Origin of the sequence: Vibrio syngnathi, assembly GCF_002119525.1 — a bacterium.
Classification (GTDB): domain Bacteria; phylum Pseudomonadota; class Gammaproteobacteria; order Enterobacterales; family Vibrionaceae; genus Vibrio; species Vibrio syngnathi.
In genome coordinates, this window is sequence record NZ_CP017916.1 from 3,027,448 (window position 1) to 3,042,691 (window position 15,244).

Sequence of the window (15,244 nt, forward strand, 5' to 3'; positions counted from 1 at the left end):
TTCTGTGATTTGTAAACTTTATGAACGCGATCTTCAGACTACGCACAATTCACTGTATCCTACCCGTATTCTAGTTCAATCGGCGTTTTACATGCAAGATAAGCATGGGCTTCTCACGGCCCCGATAGCACAGACTCTTCGTACTATGACTATACCGACAATATTCGGCATGGTGGCGATCTTGATGTTTAACCTCGTCGATACTTTCTTTATCTCGTTGCTTGGTACTCAAGCCCTTGCTGCTGTTAGCTTTACCTTCCCTGTTACCTTTGCGATTAACTGCATCACCATGGGTATAGGCATTGGCCTTTCCACTTGTATTGGGCGGTTGCTTGGTCAAGGTTGCGCACAAAATGCAGCTCGCTTTACTGGTCACGGTTTATTACTTGCGGTGCTTCTTGTTGGTTTTGCATCAACTCTGGGGCTTGTAACACTTGAACCCATGTTTGCCTTATTAGGGGCAGAACCCAAGTTACTGCCACTGATATCCGAGTACATGTCGGTTTGGTATTTAGCGATACCGCTGCTTGTTATTCCTATGGCAGGCAACAGCGCAATACGAGCCAGTGGCGATACCAAAACACCCGCTAAGATCATGATGCTAGCCGGCCTTATTAACGGCATTCTCGATCCTCTATTAATCTTTGGTTACGGCCCTTTCCCGGAGTTAGGGATTCAAGGCGCCGCCATTGCTAGCGGATTCAGTTGGTTTGGGGCGTTATGTGGCTCACTGTATGTATTAACCCTACGAGAAAAGCTACTTGCTCCGCCCAAACTACAAAACATCATCGATGACTGGAAACAGATCTTAACCATCGGCACTCCCGCCGCCCTTTCCAATGCCCTGAACCCACTCGCTGGCGCCATTATTATGATGATGTTAGCCAAACAAGGAACAGAAGCCGTGGCGGCTTATGGCGCTGCCCAGCGTATTGAATCGATTTTGATCATCGTGTTGATGTCTTTAACTTCTGCCCTTACGCCTTTCATGGCGCAGAACTTTGGCGCAAACAACCCTCAGCGCAGTTTTAAGGCCCTGTTTCTAAGCATGCGCTTTGCCCTACTATTCCAAGGGTTGGTCTTCTTAATGATGGTGCCACTGAGCATTCCTTTGGCCGCCCTGTTCTCTCAAGAAGAGTCGGTGCGAGGCATATTGTGGCATTACCTACTAGTCGTGCCCTTTAGCTATGGGTTCCAAGGCATTGTGATGATGTTGATTAGCGGCATGAACGCCATGCATCAACCACTTAAAGCCTTCCAATGGAGCTTCATGCGCCTATTTGTATTCACACTTCCATTCGCTTGGATAGGCAGCCAAATCAACGGCGTTGAAGGGCTGTTTATTGGTTTGGCTTTAGGGAATATTATCGGCGGTATTTCAGGGTATTGCTTTGCGCTTCGTGTAAGGGCTCAAGCAGATGAGAGATTCGAGTAACCGAGATGCGAAAAGATATAAGAGCGTAAGAGCAGATGTAAGACTCTAGTGGCGTTCTAATTAAACTCCGTCATTCCCTATAGCGAGGTACGAGCACCGTAGGGAATCTATTGTCCATAACTAATGGCTCGTTGTTTGAGATTCCAGACACTTCGTCCCTCAGTTCTGGAATGACGGTTTATGGTATCGACATTCGAAGAGCTTGAGAGCAGAAAAAACTAAAAGAAGGAAGATGACATGGAAGACACTATTTACAAAATGCTTTATGACGCACCGATTGGCAAGATGATCATTGTGAGTAATGGTGTGTCACTTATTGAAATTGACCATATAAATCATGAAGAGCCAATGACTAGCAATCCAGATGACCTTTGCCAACTGGCGACGAAGCAATTAGATGAATACTTTGCAGGCCAACGCACCAGCTTTGACTTACCTTTAGAACCCAAAGGTACCGATTTTCAACGCAAAGCCTGGGTCGCCTTAACCAGTATCCCTTATGGCGAAACCATTAGCTACGGTGAACAAGCAAAAAGAATGGATAACCCGAAAGCCGTAAGAGCGGTCGGTGGTGCGAACGGCAAAAACCCGTTTAGCATCGTTGTCCCCTGCCATCGAGTGATTGGGGCGAATGGAACATTAACTGGCTACACGGGCGGCATGAACCGCAAAGAATGGTTGTTGGATTTTGAACGTTCGGTTTTGAAAGCAAGATAAGAGTAGCGAGTGACGAGATGCGAAAAGAAACAAAGAAGGATTTCTTTCTCTGCTTTTAGTCCTGTCACGACCCGTATCCCGGTTCGATTCCCCGCCTCTGCCCCTTTGGACAACGTCATTCCCTACAGCGAGGTACGAGCGTGATAGGGAATCTCTCTTTATGTAGAACACCGAATATGACAAGTAATACGTGGCATGAGATTCCAGATATTTCGTTCCTCTATTCTGGAATGACAGTCTAGATCAGATGAGAGTAACGAGATTCGAGATGCGAAAATATGTAACGGCTCTCATTCTGTTCGTGACCCGCATACCCGCATCTGCCCTTAAGCTCTTCGAATCCCGTTTACTCGCATCCCGTATCCGCTCTTAAGCTCTTCGAATCCCGTTTACTCGTATCTCGCATCTATTAAAAAAGCCCGCACTTTGAAGTGCGGGCTTTCAAAATCGTTAAAGCTCAACGTGAACCGCTGAGCCAAACCATTACTTAACGATCACATCGCCTGACATCTCAGCCGGAATTGCGATACCAGACAGAGAAAGCATCGTTGGTGCAAGATCAGACAGCTTACCGCCTTCTTTGAACTCAACGTCTTTGCTGCCCACGTAGATAAGTGGAACTGGTAGGTTAGTGTGCGCCGTGTGGATACCGCCCGTTTCTGGGTTTACCATCATTTCCGCGTTACCGTGGTCTGCAGTGATAAGCAGTTGGCCATCGGCTTCTTTGATTGCTTCAACCACTTTGCCAAGACATTCGTCTAGCGACTCTACCGCTTTAACCGCTGCATCGTAAACGCCAGTGTGGCCAACCATGTCACAGTTAGGGAAGTTACACACGATAGCGTCGTATTTGCCACCTTTGATTGCTGCAACTAGCTTTTCAGTAAGCTCTGGTGCGCTCATTTCTGGCTGTAGGTCGTACGTTGCTACTTTTGGAGAAGCAACAAGTTGGCGCTCTTCGCCTTCAAACTCGTCTTCTTTACCGCCGTTGAAGAAGAACGTCACGTGCGCGTATTTCTCTGTTTCAGAGATACGTAGCTGCGTTTTGCCTTCTTTCGATAGCCATTCACCGTAGGTGTTCTCTAGAGAAGCCGGTGGGAATGCACATAGAAGTGGAATGTCTGCTGCGTATTGAGTCAGCATCACGAAATCGATCGCTGGGAATACGTTACGAGCAAAACCGTCGAAGTTAGGCACGAACGCACGTGTGATTTCACGTGCACGGTCAGCACGATAGTTCATGAAGATAACAGCATCGCCATCAACGATAGCTGCAGACTCTTCGCCTTCCGTTTTGATTTCAGTCGCTTTAACGAATTCATCGTTTTCGTCACGAGCGTAAGCCGCTTCTAGGCCAGCTACTGCAGTGTCGAATGTAAACTCTGCTTTTGCTTGAGTAAGCAGGTCGTAAGACTCTTGAACGCGATCCCAGTTGTTATCACGGTCCATTGCGTAGTAACGGCCAATAAGCGAAGCCACACGGCCTTTGCCTAGTTTAGCGAACAACTCTTGGAAACGAGCTAATGTGTTTTCTGCACTACGTGGCGGCGTATCACGACCGTCTAGGAATGCGTGTAGGTAGATTTTCTCTGCGCCACGCGCTGCTGCCATTTCCACAGCTGCGTAGATGTGATCTTCATGAGAGTGAACGCCACCTGGAGACATAAGACCCATGATGTGAACCGCTTTGTCTGCTTTAACCGCTTTATCAACAGCATTCACTAGCGCTTCCGTTTGACCGAATTCGCCATCTGCGATTGATTTAGTAATACGCGTTAAATCTTGGTATACCACGCGACCCGCACCAATGTTGGTGTGACCCACTTCAGAGTTACCCATTTGGCCATCAGGTAGGCCGACATCTAAGCCAGAAGCCGAGATTAGCGTGTTAGGTTGGTTAGCAATAAGACCGTCTAATACAGGTGTATTAGCGTTCGCGATAGCGTTGTCTTGGTTGTCTTCACGGTAACCGTAACCGTCAAGGATCACTAGAGCCATTGGCTTCTTAGCTGACATAGGACTGACCTCGTTCAATTCAAAATAAATCGGTATAAAAACAAATTAGCGTAATTTTACTACAGTTTACAGTCAAAACTGTAGTGGAAGATCAAGAAACGTCGCAGGTAGGATGATCGGATATGAAAAAAAACGTCACTTAGTGAATAAAGTCAGCGACATGATATCGCTGATAACTTACAGGTGCAGTGTAATTAAGGCTCTAATCTTGATTACCAATAGGGTGAAACACACCACAAGCAATACGTCACACCCTATCCCCTGCACCTTTTCCTAATACCGTTTGAAAAATGTATTGGAAATACAATTTAGTATTCAGCGTGTCAAGCATACGCTGATCCCACTCTGCCAAGGTTTTGGGGGTCGACATGTCGATATCATTGATTTGAGCTAATCCAGTAACACCTGGTCTAACTGCTAGTACGCCTCTCGACTCTCTTTCATCGATCAGTTCTTGCTGGTTGAACAAACATGGTCTTGGGCCGACTAAACTCATTTCACCTTTCAGTACATTATACAGCTGAGGAAGTTCATCAAGCTTAGTTTTACGCAGGAATGCTCCGAGCTTAGTCACCGAGCTAGCTCCAACTAAATGAGTGGCAACAGATTTTGTTTCAACTGGCATAGTACGGAACTTCACCAAGGTAAAAGGCTTTTTGTTACGACCTACACGCGTTTGAAAAAAGACAGGCGACCCTGTATCAAAGTAACCAAGGATACAAATAAGGAGAAATACTGGCCACAAGAACAACAGACCAAAGAGAGCAAAAAAGAAATCCAATAAACGAATCAAAATACAAGTCCTATTAAATTTGAATTAAAAACTGGGGCGATATAAGTACTACTAATTAATCAAAAACACCTGAAGAACTTATGGATAAGAAAGTAACAAGCTATCTAAAACACATCAATGCGACTTCAAGTACGCTTCTACTGTTCTTTTGATTCCTTGCTTAAAGGTCACGGGAGGTGTCCACCCCAGAATTTCCTTCGTCAAACAAATATCAACTTGGAGGTTGCCACATACTCTTTGTGCGACTTGTTGTTTTTTTAACACTGAAGCACTCAGCTCTATCCAAGACATAGGAATGGGTATAAGCCTCGGTGTTTTTCCCATAGATAGAGCAATTGTTCGCATTAATTGAGTTGTCGATACATCATGGTCATCAGAAGCCAAAAATGTATGCCCTGGAGCCAAAGGGTGTTCACAGCACACCAGTATCAAACTGGATAGATTATCCAGATACACCAAGCTTCGACGGTTCTTTATGGCACCAAACGGTAATGGAATACCCTTGTCAATCAAACGCATCATGGATAAGAAATTCGCTTTTACACCGGGTCCATAAACCAAGGGAGGCCTAATGATAACCACTTCTAACCCTGTCTCTTTAGAAAGCTTAGCTAACTCAACTTCGGCTTCATACTTGCTCAAACCATAAGAGTCTAGTGGTGTGCAATTTAAAACAGGCTCAAAGGGTGAGTTTAGCTCACTAAACTCACCGTTCACTTTAATAGAGCTAACAAAAACGAACCTTTTAACCCCGGCATCAGCTGCTTGTCTCGCTAAGGTTACAGTACCTAGAGTATTTGTTTCTCGATAAGCCTCTAAAGCGTCCTGTTCACTTTCATTCATTTGATGCACTCGAGCAGCACAATGAACAACGCAATCGACCCCGTCGAATGCACCAGACCAATCAGTTGCAGCATCGATAGAAGAAACAACAAAACGATACTGCTTTTGCTTAACAGCCTTACGCACAACAGAAACCACTTCCCACTCGACCTTATCTGCCAGTTCAACAACCCGAGAACCAACAAAGCCACTGCTACCGGTAACCAAAATTTTCATAATGAAAAAGCCTAAAGATCGAACAAATAACAAACAGAATTAACAGTAAAACTAGTGAGTGACGCAGAACCATCAATTACATCTAGCTTACAGCACTTAAGAACATTAAAATACAACCTAAAAACTATAACTATCAAACCAAACGCCCAGTGGCACGCTAAGGAACATAATGATCAGACCAATACATACATTGCTAAATGCCAAACGCAAGAACAAGCGTTTCATCAGTATTGGCTACGATATTTTTGCTATCGTTATATCACTCTATTTAGCTATCGCATTGAGACTTGACAGTGTCATGTTTTCAGTAGAATTAGATGAAATAGCAACATTCTTAATTACGGTCTCAGTCACAATTTATAGTTTTGTTAAACTAGGAATGTATCGCGCTGTACTGCGATATATGATGCTACCTGCCGTTGGTAATATTTTCCTTGGTGTCCTAATTTCAACCTTGACTTTAATTCTAAGTGGTTTTTTTTTCCACTCTTTCATACCAAGAAGTGTACCTTTTATATACGCGGGTCTGGCGATACTCACACTAGGCGGGCCGAGAATATTAGTCCGTTCAATTTATTACCATTGGTTTAAGCGCCAAAAGCCCAACGTATTCATTTATGGCGCAGGAGCGACAGGTCGTGACTTAACTTATGCTCTAATTCAAGGCAACGAGTACAACCCGGTGGTTTTACTTGATGATGACCTAACTAAATCAGGTCAAATTTTATTTGGGTTAAAAGTTCACCATCCAAGTGAATTCGAGCATCTGCAATCACTCTACCAGCCAGTGAAACTACTGTTAGCCATAAACGGAATTAACAAAGGTGAACGCTTACGCTTAGTTGAAAAACTGTCACACTGGCCAATCGCAGTGCAATCTGTACCATCCGTTGAAGATATAGCAGCGGGAAAAGCGACAGCAACGGACGTGAAAGATCTTGATGTCGCAGATCTACTTGGACGATCTACGGTCGATCCTGATAGAGAACTGTTGGCACAAAACATTTTTAATAAGAATGTGATGGTTACCGGCGCAGGGGGCTCTATTGGCTCAGAGTTATGTCGCCAAATCATGTCAAATAAGCCTAAAACATTGGTGTTATTTGAGCTCAACGAGTACAACCTTTATAAAATCAACCAAGAGCTTAATTCAACAAAGATAAACTTAAAAAGCGAAACTCAAATCGTCGCTGCTCTTGGATCCGTTCAGAGACAAAACCGATTAGAAAAGCTGATGCTAGCACACAAAGTTGAAGCTGTTTACCATGCCGCAGCATATAAGCATGTACCTCTAGTCGAAGATAATATCGTTGAAGGTGTGCGTAACAATGTGTTTGGTACACTCGCTTGCGCGGAAGCCGCAATCAAAACAGGCGTGAAGAACTTTACTTTAATATCAACAGATAAAGCCGTAAGACCAACGAATGTGATGGGGGCGAGTAAAAGGATGGCTGAACTCGTCCTTCAAGCGCTGGCTGATAAACAAAGTACAACAACGTTTACCATGGTACGTTTTGGTAATGTATTAGGCTCTTCCGGCTCTGTTGTCCCGCTATTTAAGAAGCAAATAAACGCTGGTGGACCTGTCACTGTCACTCACCCAGATATCATTCGTTATTTTATGTTGATCCCAGAAGCAGCTCAACTCGTTATCCAAGCCGGAGCCATGGGCCACAATGGCCAAGTGTTCGTACTGGATATGGGAGAACCTGTAAAGATTCTAGATTTAGCCAAAAGAATGATTCACCTCATGGGTATGCAGGAACATATTGAAGGAGAGCAACAAGAAGGCGACATTACAATAACATTCACAGGACTACGCCCAGGAGAAAAGCTCTATGAAGAACTTTTGATCGGAGATAATGTGGAAGGTAGTGATCACCCAAAAATAATGACAGCCAAAGAACAAATGCTAAGCTGGAATGAGATGCAACCTCTCTTAAATCAATTAGATATTTGTTGTCATGATTTTGATGAAAACTGCATAATGAAAATTCTATTGGATGCTCCTACTGGCTATAAACCTAAAGAAGTGGAACCAAATAGTTAGATACATAAGGTAATTTCTTAAGTGGCTGATCCAGACTATGTGGCGTATATTGATCAAGATTAAGAGCATTGAGCCCTTAATGGTTACGCTCTTCTGAACCACATCTACACCTTGGGACACTAAATTAAGTAAGCACAATCACTAACGAGGTTGCCCATGATGTACTGATCCAGTCAGACTGGCACACCGTATTAAGCGACATATTGGAGCCTGTAATTTAAATTGTTTTTCAACGAAAACTGGGCTTAGATACCCAAGAGCACCGAGCCTTCTTGTTCGACTATAATCAACTTCGATGTATTCAAAAAGTGCTTGGCTCTTCATGCTCGCGGCAATCATTTTGACGTCGAGCTTATTGGCATTTTTCTTCAAGTTCTTTTTTGAATACACCTTGTACCATCATGTTCCTTCTTATCAGCAAAAATTTCTCGGACTTTGCTATCATGCTGTTTATGTTGAAAGACTTTATGGCGATTATCAAGCCAATAATAAAACCCATTTAGATAAACCCCAAACACCTTAGCCATACGGACAATCCTATATTGCATCTGGTGTTCGAGCATAAACTTATACCAATCTACTATAGATTCTTCTCTAAGTAGATGCAGCCCTTTTACGATATCTAGCTCTACAGCTTGCTCAGCCAATAATCATTTGAGGTTGGTATTTTCAGTAGCGATTTCTCTGTCGCTGATTTTCGCGTCTTTTGACAGCTTTCGCCATCCATAGATTTGAGGCTTGTATAACAATAGTTGGCGTGCGGCGACACCGACTTTGTCTGCGAACTTAAGTGCTTCGGATTTAAATTTGGGAATATGGTTGATTCATGTTTTCTCAGTAGCTATTGTTCAGCTGGTTAGTGATTGTACTCACTTAACTCAGTGCCCAAACTTCTGGGGCGAATTATATTAGAAGAACGGTATAGCTACCATAAACGCTCACTTTCAGAAACAAGTTAAACAGTTAAACAGTTAAACAGTTAATGATGGGACGGTTGAACTTAAAAAATCACATGCATAGGGAAAGAACTTACGCCACGACAAAAGCGTTGAACAAGCTTGTTGCGCTAGGTATACCTCAAACTTGTCGTATTGATTAAGAGCCTGTTCTGTCCTGAGATGGGTTGACACTTGATTGACTAAAACGCTCGATGTACTTCATCGGGCGTTTTGTATTTTAGGGCTGTGTGGGGCCTATATTCATTATAGATTTTTACTGATTCTGCGACCATGTTCTTTGCTTCACCGAAATCATTAGGCTTATTCAACAGATACTCCATCTTCAGTATTCCGTTGATCCTCTCTGCCTGTACATTCTGATAACAATCATAGCCATCAGTCATTGAGCAGGATATACCATGCTGTCGATGTAACTCTTGGCATTCAACAGAGCAGTACTGAATGCCTCGATCTGGGTGATGACAAGCTCACCTGTATTCTTTCGCCCTTTCAATGCGTTTAAGAAGGCCAGCTTGACCGTGCAAGCTTTCATATTATCACTGAGGTGACAACCAACGATTTTTCGTGAGTGAGCATCAGTTACTAAACTGAGATAAGTACAACCACGACGCGTTGCTAGGTAATTAATATCGGCAACCCATAATTGCTCTGGTCTTTCAGGTATTAAGCCTTCTTTGACTCGATTCAGATGGCAGTAAAAGCGATGATTACTGTTTGTGGTTCGATGATAAGCTCTTCGATTCTGCACTAATAATCGATTCACTTTTAACAGAGTGAATAAGCGATCTCGCCCAATTTTAATATCGTTCTGAGCAAGTAAGTGCTTGATCTTACGAGTCCCTATACGAGGGGGCTCATCCTTAGTTCCTTAACAAAACCTAGTACTGATTCATCTCTCTTTGTCTGATAAATTTCTGCAACACATCGCTTGTACAAAGCTTGTCCTGTAATACCTATGAAGTGACAAGCTTTAGTGACGGTCAGCTTTCTGACCGTTTTTTCCTTAATAATTCGGCCTTGCGCTTCTTTGAGATTCGGGCTCCGAAATATCTATCCATGACTTTTACAACCGCTTCAAAGAATTCAGCTTTAAACTGAGTCTCTTCTAATTACTGCTCGAGTCCTTTGATTCGTTGTTCTGGGGTTTGAGTTGAGGAAAAATTTGACATAGTCGCGGCTTTGTTCCGTAATTCAGTGGTACTAAATCCAGAGCTTACGATCTGATCAGCTACGTCCACAATCTCTCGTAGCCCCATGCCTAAACCTCGTTACAAAACAACCACTGGAAGCAATACAACCAATCACTCATTAACCTCGGTTCTCTAACCTTTTGGATCAATGAAGAGGCGATAAGCAGGTGAACGCAAAGCAAGCAGAATAAGCGCGGGAGGCCACGTCGATTCAGTGATTTGGCTATCACGACAGCGCTCATGGTGAAACGAGTTTTTCTATGCCGCTGAGATCGCAGCAAGGATTTATCGACTCCATATTTAGACTTGATCATGTTCCATTGAGTTGTCCACATTACACTTGTATCAGTCGTAGAGCTAAGCAAGTTGAGGTCTCATTTAAGACTAGAACGAGAGGGGAAATACAGCATCTAGCCATTGACCCGACTGGCCTTAAGGTTTATGGCGAAGGTGAATGGAAAGTCAAAAGGCACGGGACAGATGGCAAGCGGAGAGTTTGGCGAAAACTGCATATTGCCGTTGATACAAGCACTCATGAAATTATTGCAGCCGAGCTAAGTTTATCAACGGTTACCGATGGAGAAGTGCTCTCGAACTTACTAAAACAAACACGTCGAAGCATCCTTGAGGGTCAGGTGATAACGCTTACGACACGAGAGCGTGCCACGATGCTATTAAGATTAAGCGAGCTGTTGCGCTTATTCCTCCAAGAGAAGGGGGTGCCTTCTGGGAGCGTGGGCCCCCTAGAAATCTCGCAGTAGGCTGTCAGAAATTATACGGCTCAAATAAGTATTGGAAAGAGCGGTATGGATACCATAGACGCTCACTGTCAGAAACAGCGATGTATCGAGTTAAACAGTTGCTAAGAGGACGATTGAGCTTAAGAAATTACAATGGACAGGTAGGGAAACTTACGCGATGATAAAAGCGTTGAACAAGCTCACCGGGTTAGGTATGCATAAAACTTGTCGCATTGACTAAAAAACATGCGAAACGGGGTGGCTCTATCTCTAAGTTTAATTACGCAACAAAGCCAGTACTCACTCCTAGCGCTCTCGATTATTCTATTCCTTTAGACCAATCTAGTTGACCATGTTTGCGAAGCCAAACTAAAACGGTAGAGCGACCTTGGATCCCATAATGCTTTTGAGCTTACTTATAAGTCATTTCGCCTTTTTCAATTTGGCTTACGACTGCCAATTTAAAGGCAAGAGAATAATCTCGTTGAGTACGTCTACGTGTTGTTTTCATGACACTCTCCAATTCAATGTTGGAAATGTGTCAACCATATTTTGGAAGGTAAAAACACACGAAAAAGGGCGACTCTGTCGCTAAGCTGAATTACGCAACAAAGCCGCTTTAAGTGACTAATTTCAATTAAGTCAAAGTTAGTTAATGACCTTTAGTAAATTCTTCGAAATAGGAGTCGTGCAGTTTGTTAAGCTTGGATGCATATTGTCTTTTATTCTTATATAGTCAACCTTGTAAGTACCAAGCAGATCACATGCGTTATTTACATTGTCAAGTGATTTTATAGCAGTCTCTATTCTAGTATCTTTATTTTTAGGGTCATAATGAAAGCCGTGGTGAAAAATCCAATGGAATACCGGTAATAATCCATCCCAATCAAAATGATATATTCTAGAATCGGACCAATTAAAAACTTTTGACGCAATGGCAAACCTAGTTAACAGTTCCTCATCACTTGCTGCGCTTACAATGCTGTATGCGAGGTATGAGTAATTATTTCCAATGGCACTAATGTAAGGGATTTCGTGTTGGATGTCAGTCATAATCACAGACCCTTCAGGAAGTTTTTTTAACTCTTCATAAACTGTTTTTTCGTTAAAGTCGTTGTATTTATCCTTATTGTCCCATCCCGAGTAAGCATATGTTAAGACGATCAATATGGTCAAAATAATATTTAAAAGAGCGGGTATTCGCTTCCAAATTTCCCCCATCGCAGCCACAAGAGCGACGGGGGCGAGGTAAGCAAATACTCTTAGTTCGACTAGGTGAACCTGAGGAAATGATAAAAAGTTATCTAAAACGTAAATAAACAGCGCAGAAATAAAGCACGCAATATTAAAGGCCAAAGAAGTTTGCCTAACATCTTTTCTTGAAAAGAAAAAAGAAAGTAAAGTTACAATTGCAAAAAATAGCAAAAAGTACCACATTGCTGAATTGGAGTTTGTAGTTCCAACTCGAGCATAAAAATCTGAATATAACCCGGTCTCATATACTAGAAAGTTTATTATTACAAATGGGATAGATACCCATACAGCCAAAATAAAATATTTGTAGTCTGGTGTTTTTTTATTTTTCACCCAAAAACAAAGCTCTAATATGCCTAATAATATTAAGTGATGAGGATAAACATATAGGTTTAAAGCAATTGCACCACCTCTTATAACTTTCCCTCGCCCTTCAAGAAGCATCCAGATTGGAAGCAACAAAAATGGTAAAGTTAAGCCTGGTGAAAAAAACCGAGTAAATTGATTTGGTGCATTCATAGCGCCAAATTCTTTGATATGGCCAACTACTTGTTGTAGTAAATAAAAATCAGCGCCATACAAACTAAAGTTGTTATATCCCAAAAATATATTAAGTAGACACAATACATAAACTACGTTCAGATCAACTACGTTTACTACCTCCCATAGCCTTATGCCTTGCTACAAGGCAACCAACGGGAAGTAATATAACCAATCAAACCATCGCTTTGACATTTGAGGGTTAAAAGCTGCATATTGTAGTTAACTGTTTACTATAAAAAGAACAATGAGGAAGCAAATTTGCCTCCTCTATTTTAAATACAGGATCCAAAAGGCTCATCGTAATATTATGAGCATTGACTGAGAAATAGTAGTATCACAACTAATTAGTATAGCAACTCAATGTTTTCAACATCCAACTTCCACCCGGCTGCATTACCACCCAATAACATTCCGGTTGTATATCCCCAACTAACTTTTCCTACAGACGGGGAAAATTTGCCTAGCTCAAGCGTAATTTCATTTCTCCCTGGAACCAGCTTATTTGAAAGTTCGTAATGCCATATGTTAGAGTTATCACTGTTGATATCAATTAAACCTCCCAAAAATCCAATCCTAATAGAAGAAATTTGGCTTAAATCCCCCCCTTGATTAACTAAAGATAAGTCAAATTTAACAGCAACAACATCCTTCCAATCTTGAGGTCCATCAAAAGATAACAAGCCACCTTGCCAAGTTGGCTTGTCCCAAGCTAAGCTTAACTGACTAGCTAAAGCGGATTGGTTATCTCCGTACCAGTTATTTTCGACTTTGTTCTTTGGTTTAGAAGGCGGTGAGTTGCGCGACAACACTAAGAAAGATTGATTCTCGTATAGTCTTTTCATCCCTTGTTCTATAAGCGAGTCTACATAGCTATAATTTCCTCTTAGCTTAGAAACTATCAGCATATCTTGGAGGGGTGCAATTGAATAGCTATAAGGTTCCGAAGAAAAATCACCAGTCAAAGTAACCTTCCAAGTATTGCTTACAGGCTTAGCTTCCTGGAAATTTTCTGTTCCTAAAAAAGGAGGGATCATTTCACCATGTGGATCAAATCCCCATTTATTTGAATCAAAAGGGACATTTGCCTCGAGGTCAAACATAACACTCCCTTTAGGTAGGCTAGAATTTTCAACAAATTCAATCAACGCCTTAGACGACTCATGTTCGTCAACTGAATCGAAATACTTCCTCAAGAGAGAGCTATTGTTAAAATGGTTTATGATGTTGACATTACATTGAATTTGATAAGCAACTAAAGTCAATAAAACCGTCACAAAAACACTACCAAGCAAAGAGCTAAAGTTATAATACCTAATTACGGTATAAAAACTTACAAGCCAAAATAGAAAGGTTGGTAAGAGGTAGAATGTTGAGATTCGAGTTGAAACCGACATCAAAAATATCACATTAATGACATGACACACTAGAGAAAATGAAAGCTTACTCTTTATAATCGTCGGTACACATGTTTTTTTCAACGTGTAAAGAGTAAAAAAAGCCAATACCAGTGATAGGGGGATACCTATAAAGCCAAAGCCATGAGGATGTAGCACCCATTCTATTATAACGGATAATCTATCATCTAAGGGCCAGTAATAATCCCAGTCAGCAATAGCCATTACATCTAAACTTGCAGAGTACATACCAATATCGTTGACAAAAACATTGAATGTACCTATAGGATCAATAATAAAAAGAGGGTGTAATGAAAAGGCACATATCATGAGAAAAAATACGGAGCTAATAAATATAAACTTAGCTTTCTCTAAATAACTAGACTTATCAAAAACCAACATAACAGCAAAAGGAAGACACAATGGTAATAAACTGATTTTAAAGCCTACAGACAAACCTAAAAGTGACGCTGAAATAATTAGTTTTCTAATATCTCTTGTCTCAAAAAATCTAAACAGATAATTTCCTGAGATAATAAAGAATAACGACTGCCATAGCTCCGGATGAAGATTAACCATCAAAAAGTTAACACCAGGCAGAAGAAGAGATAAAACAAGAATAAAAAAGCAAACTAATGAGTATTGAAGAGTATTTATATTGCTTGAACGCTCATCTTTCTTTCTAATTGTAGGGAACAGTAATTCTTTAGCCATTATTAAAATAATTATAATAAATGGGAAAAGATTGCTTAAAATTAAGGACACTGACATAAGCTGATCATTCTTAACTAGATAGCCAAACGATGCAAAGAAAGACAGCAGCAAAAAATAACCGAAACCGTAACCATAACTAGTACCAGAGAATGCAGAATGAGCATTCCCATCGCTCCACCCATTCAATATTCGTAATATTGTGTCACTATAAACAACATTGTCTCGAGCTCGGAATATAAAATCGCCAAGAGTATCGGTATTAATACTGGCTAATGAAGCCCAAAAGGTAATATACAGAGTTAGGATAACAAAAAAACTAATGAAGGTTTTAGTCCTCATCGAATTAGCCTCTAATTTTTATTGAACGTGAAAAAAAATCT

8 protein-coding genes and 5 pseudogenes are annotated in these 15,244 nt (G+C 41.5%); 5 read left to right on the forward strand and 8 right to left on the reverse strand.

Annotated features, from left to right (window positions below; translation table 11 throughout):
- Nucleotides 1-91 precede the first annotated feature (91 nt).
- Both K08M4_RS13730 and K08M4_RS13735 read left to right on the forward strand, forming a co-directional pair.
- Nucleotides 92-1,435: an MATE family efflux transporter gene (locus tag K08M4_RS13730; RefSeq protein WP_086050200.1), complete on the forward strand. Its 1,344-nt coding sequence runs from the start codon at nt 92-94 to the stop codon at nt 1,433-1,435.
- Nucleotides 1,436-1,672: 237 nt separating this feature from the next.
- Nucleotides 1,673-2,152 (forward strand): methylated-DNA--[protein]-cysteine S-methyltransferase, encoded by a 480-nt coding sequence (locus K08M4_RS13735; RefSeq protein ID WP_086050201.1) that lies wholly within the window; start codon nt 1,673-1,675, stop codon nt 2,150-2,152.
- Nucleotides 2,153-2,635: 483 nt separating this feature from the next.
- Here K08M4_RS13735 and gpmM read toward each other — a convergent pair whose 3' ends face one another.
- From gpmM to K08M4_RS13750, 3 genes are all read right to left on the reverse strand, one after another.
- Nucleotides 2,636-4,168 (reverse strand): 2,3-bisphosphoglycerate-independent phosphoglycerate mutase, encoded by a 1,533-nt coding sequence (gene gpmM / locus K08M4_RS13740; RefSeq protein ID WP_086050202.1) that lies wholly within the window; start codon nt 4,166-4,168, stop codon nt 2,636-2,638.
- 247 nt (nt 4,169-4,415) lie between these two features.
- On the reverse strand, nt 4,416-4,964 hold the full coding sequence (locus tag K08M4_RS13745; RefSeq protein WP_086050203.1) for a sugar transferase: 549 nt from the start codon (nt 4,962-4,964) through the stop codon (nt 4,416-4,418).
- Between the two features lie 111 nt (nt 4,965-5,075).
- Nucleotides 5,076-6,020 (reverse strand): UDP-glucose 4-epimerase family protein, encoded by a 945-nt coding sequence (locus tag K08M4_RS13750; protein ID WP_086050204.1) that lies wholly within the window; start codon nt 6,018-6,020, stop codon nt 5,076-5,078.
- Nucleotides 6,021-6,189: 169 nt separating this feature from the next.
- Here K08M4_RS13750 and K08M4_RS13755 point away from each other — a divergent pair, with 169 nt between their 5' ends.
- Nucleotides 6,190-8,070: a polysaccharide biosynthesis protein gene (locus K08M4_RS13755; protein ID WP_086050205.1), complete on the forward strand. Its 1,881-nt coding sequence runs from the start codon at nt 6,190-6,192 to the stop codon at nt 8,068-8,070.
- 306 nt (nt 8,071-8,376) lie between these two features.
- Here K08M4_RS13755 and K08M4_RS22315 read toward each other — a convergent pair.
- A pseudogene (locus K08M4_RS22315) lies at nt 8,377-8,894 on the reverse strand (transposase family protein); the annotation flags it as partial.
- A gap of 87 nt (nt 8,895-8,981) precedes the next feature.
- Between K08M4_RS22315 and K08M4_RS22320 the strand changes: the two are divergent.
- Nucleotides 8,982-9,169: pseudogene (locus tag K08M4_RS22320) on the forward strand (IS5/IS1182 family transposase); the annotation flags it as partial.
- Nucleotides 9,170-9,208: 39 nt separating this feature from the next.
- On the opposite strand, the pseudogene K08M4_RS13770 reads toward K08M4_RS22320, so the two are convergent.
- Nucleotides 9,209-10,216: pseudogene (locus tag K08M4_RS13770) on the reverse strand (IS3 family transposase); the annotation flags it as partial.
- 67 nt (nt 10,217-10,283) lie between these two features.
- Between K08M4_RS13770 and K08M4_RS13775 the strand changes: the two are divergent.
- A pseudogene (locus K08M4_RS13775) lies at nt 10,284-11,200 on the forward strand (IS5 family transposase).
- 87 nt (nt 11,201-11,287) lie between these two features.
- Here K08M4_RS13775 and K08M4_RS13780 read toward each other — a convergent pair.
- From K08M4_RS13780 to K08M4_RS13790, 3 genes and pseudogenes are all read right to left on the reverse strand, one after another.
- A pseudogene (locus tag K08M4_RS13780) lies at nt 11,288-11,470 on the reverse strand (transposase); the annotation flags it as partial.
- Between the two features lie 137 nt (nt 11,471-11,607).
- Entirely contained in the window at nt 11,608-12,795 is a 1,188-nt protein-coding gene (locus K08M4_RS13785; RefSeq protein WP_198299296.1) for a hypothetical protein, read from the reverse strand.
- Nucleotides 12,796-13,100: 305 nt separating this feature from the next.
- Complete coding sequence (locus K08M4_RS13790) at nt 13,101-15,203, reverse strand: hypothetical protein (protein ID WP_086050209.1); 2,103 nt, start codon at nt 15,201-15,203, stop codon at nt 13,101-13,103.
- Between the last annotated feature and the right edge of the window lie 41 nt (nt 15,204-15,244).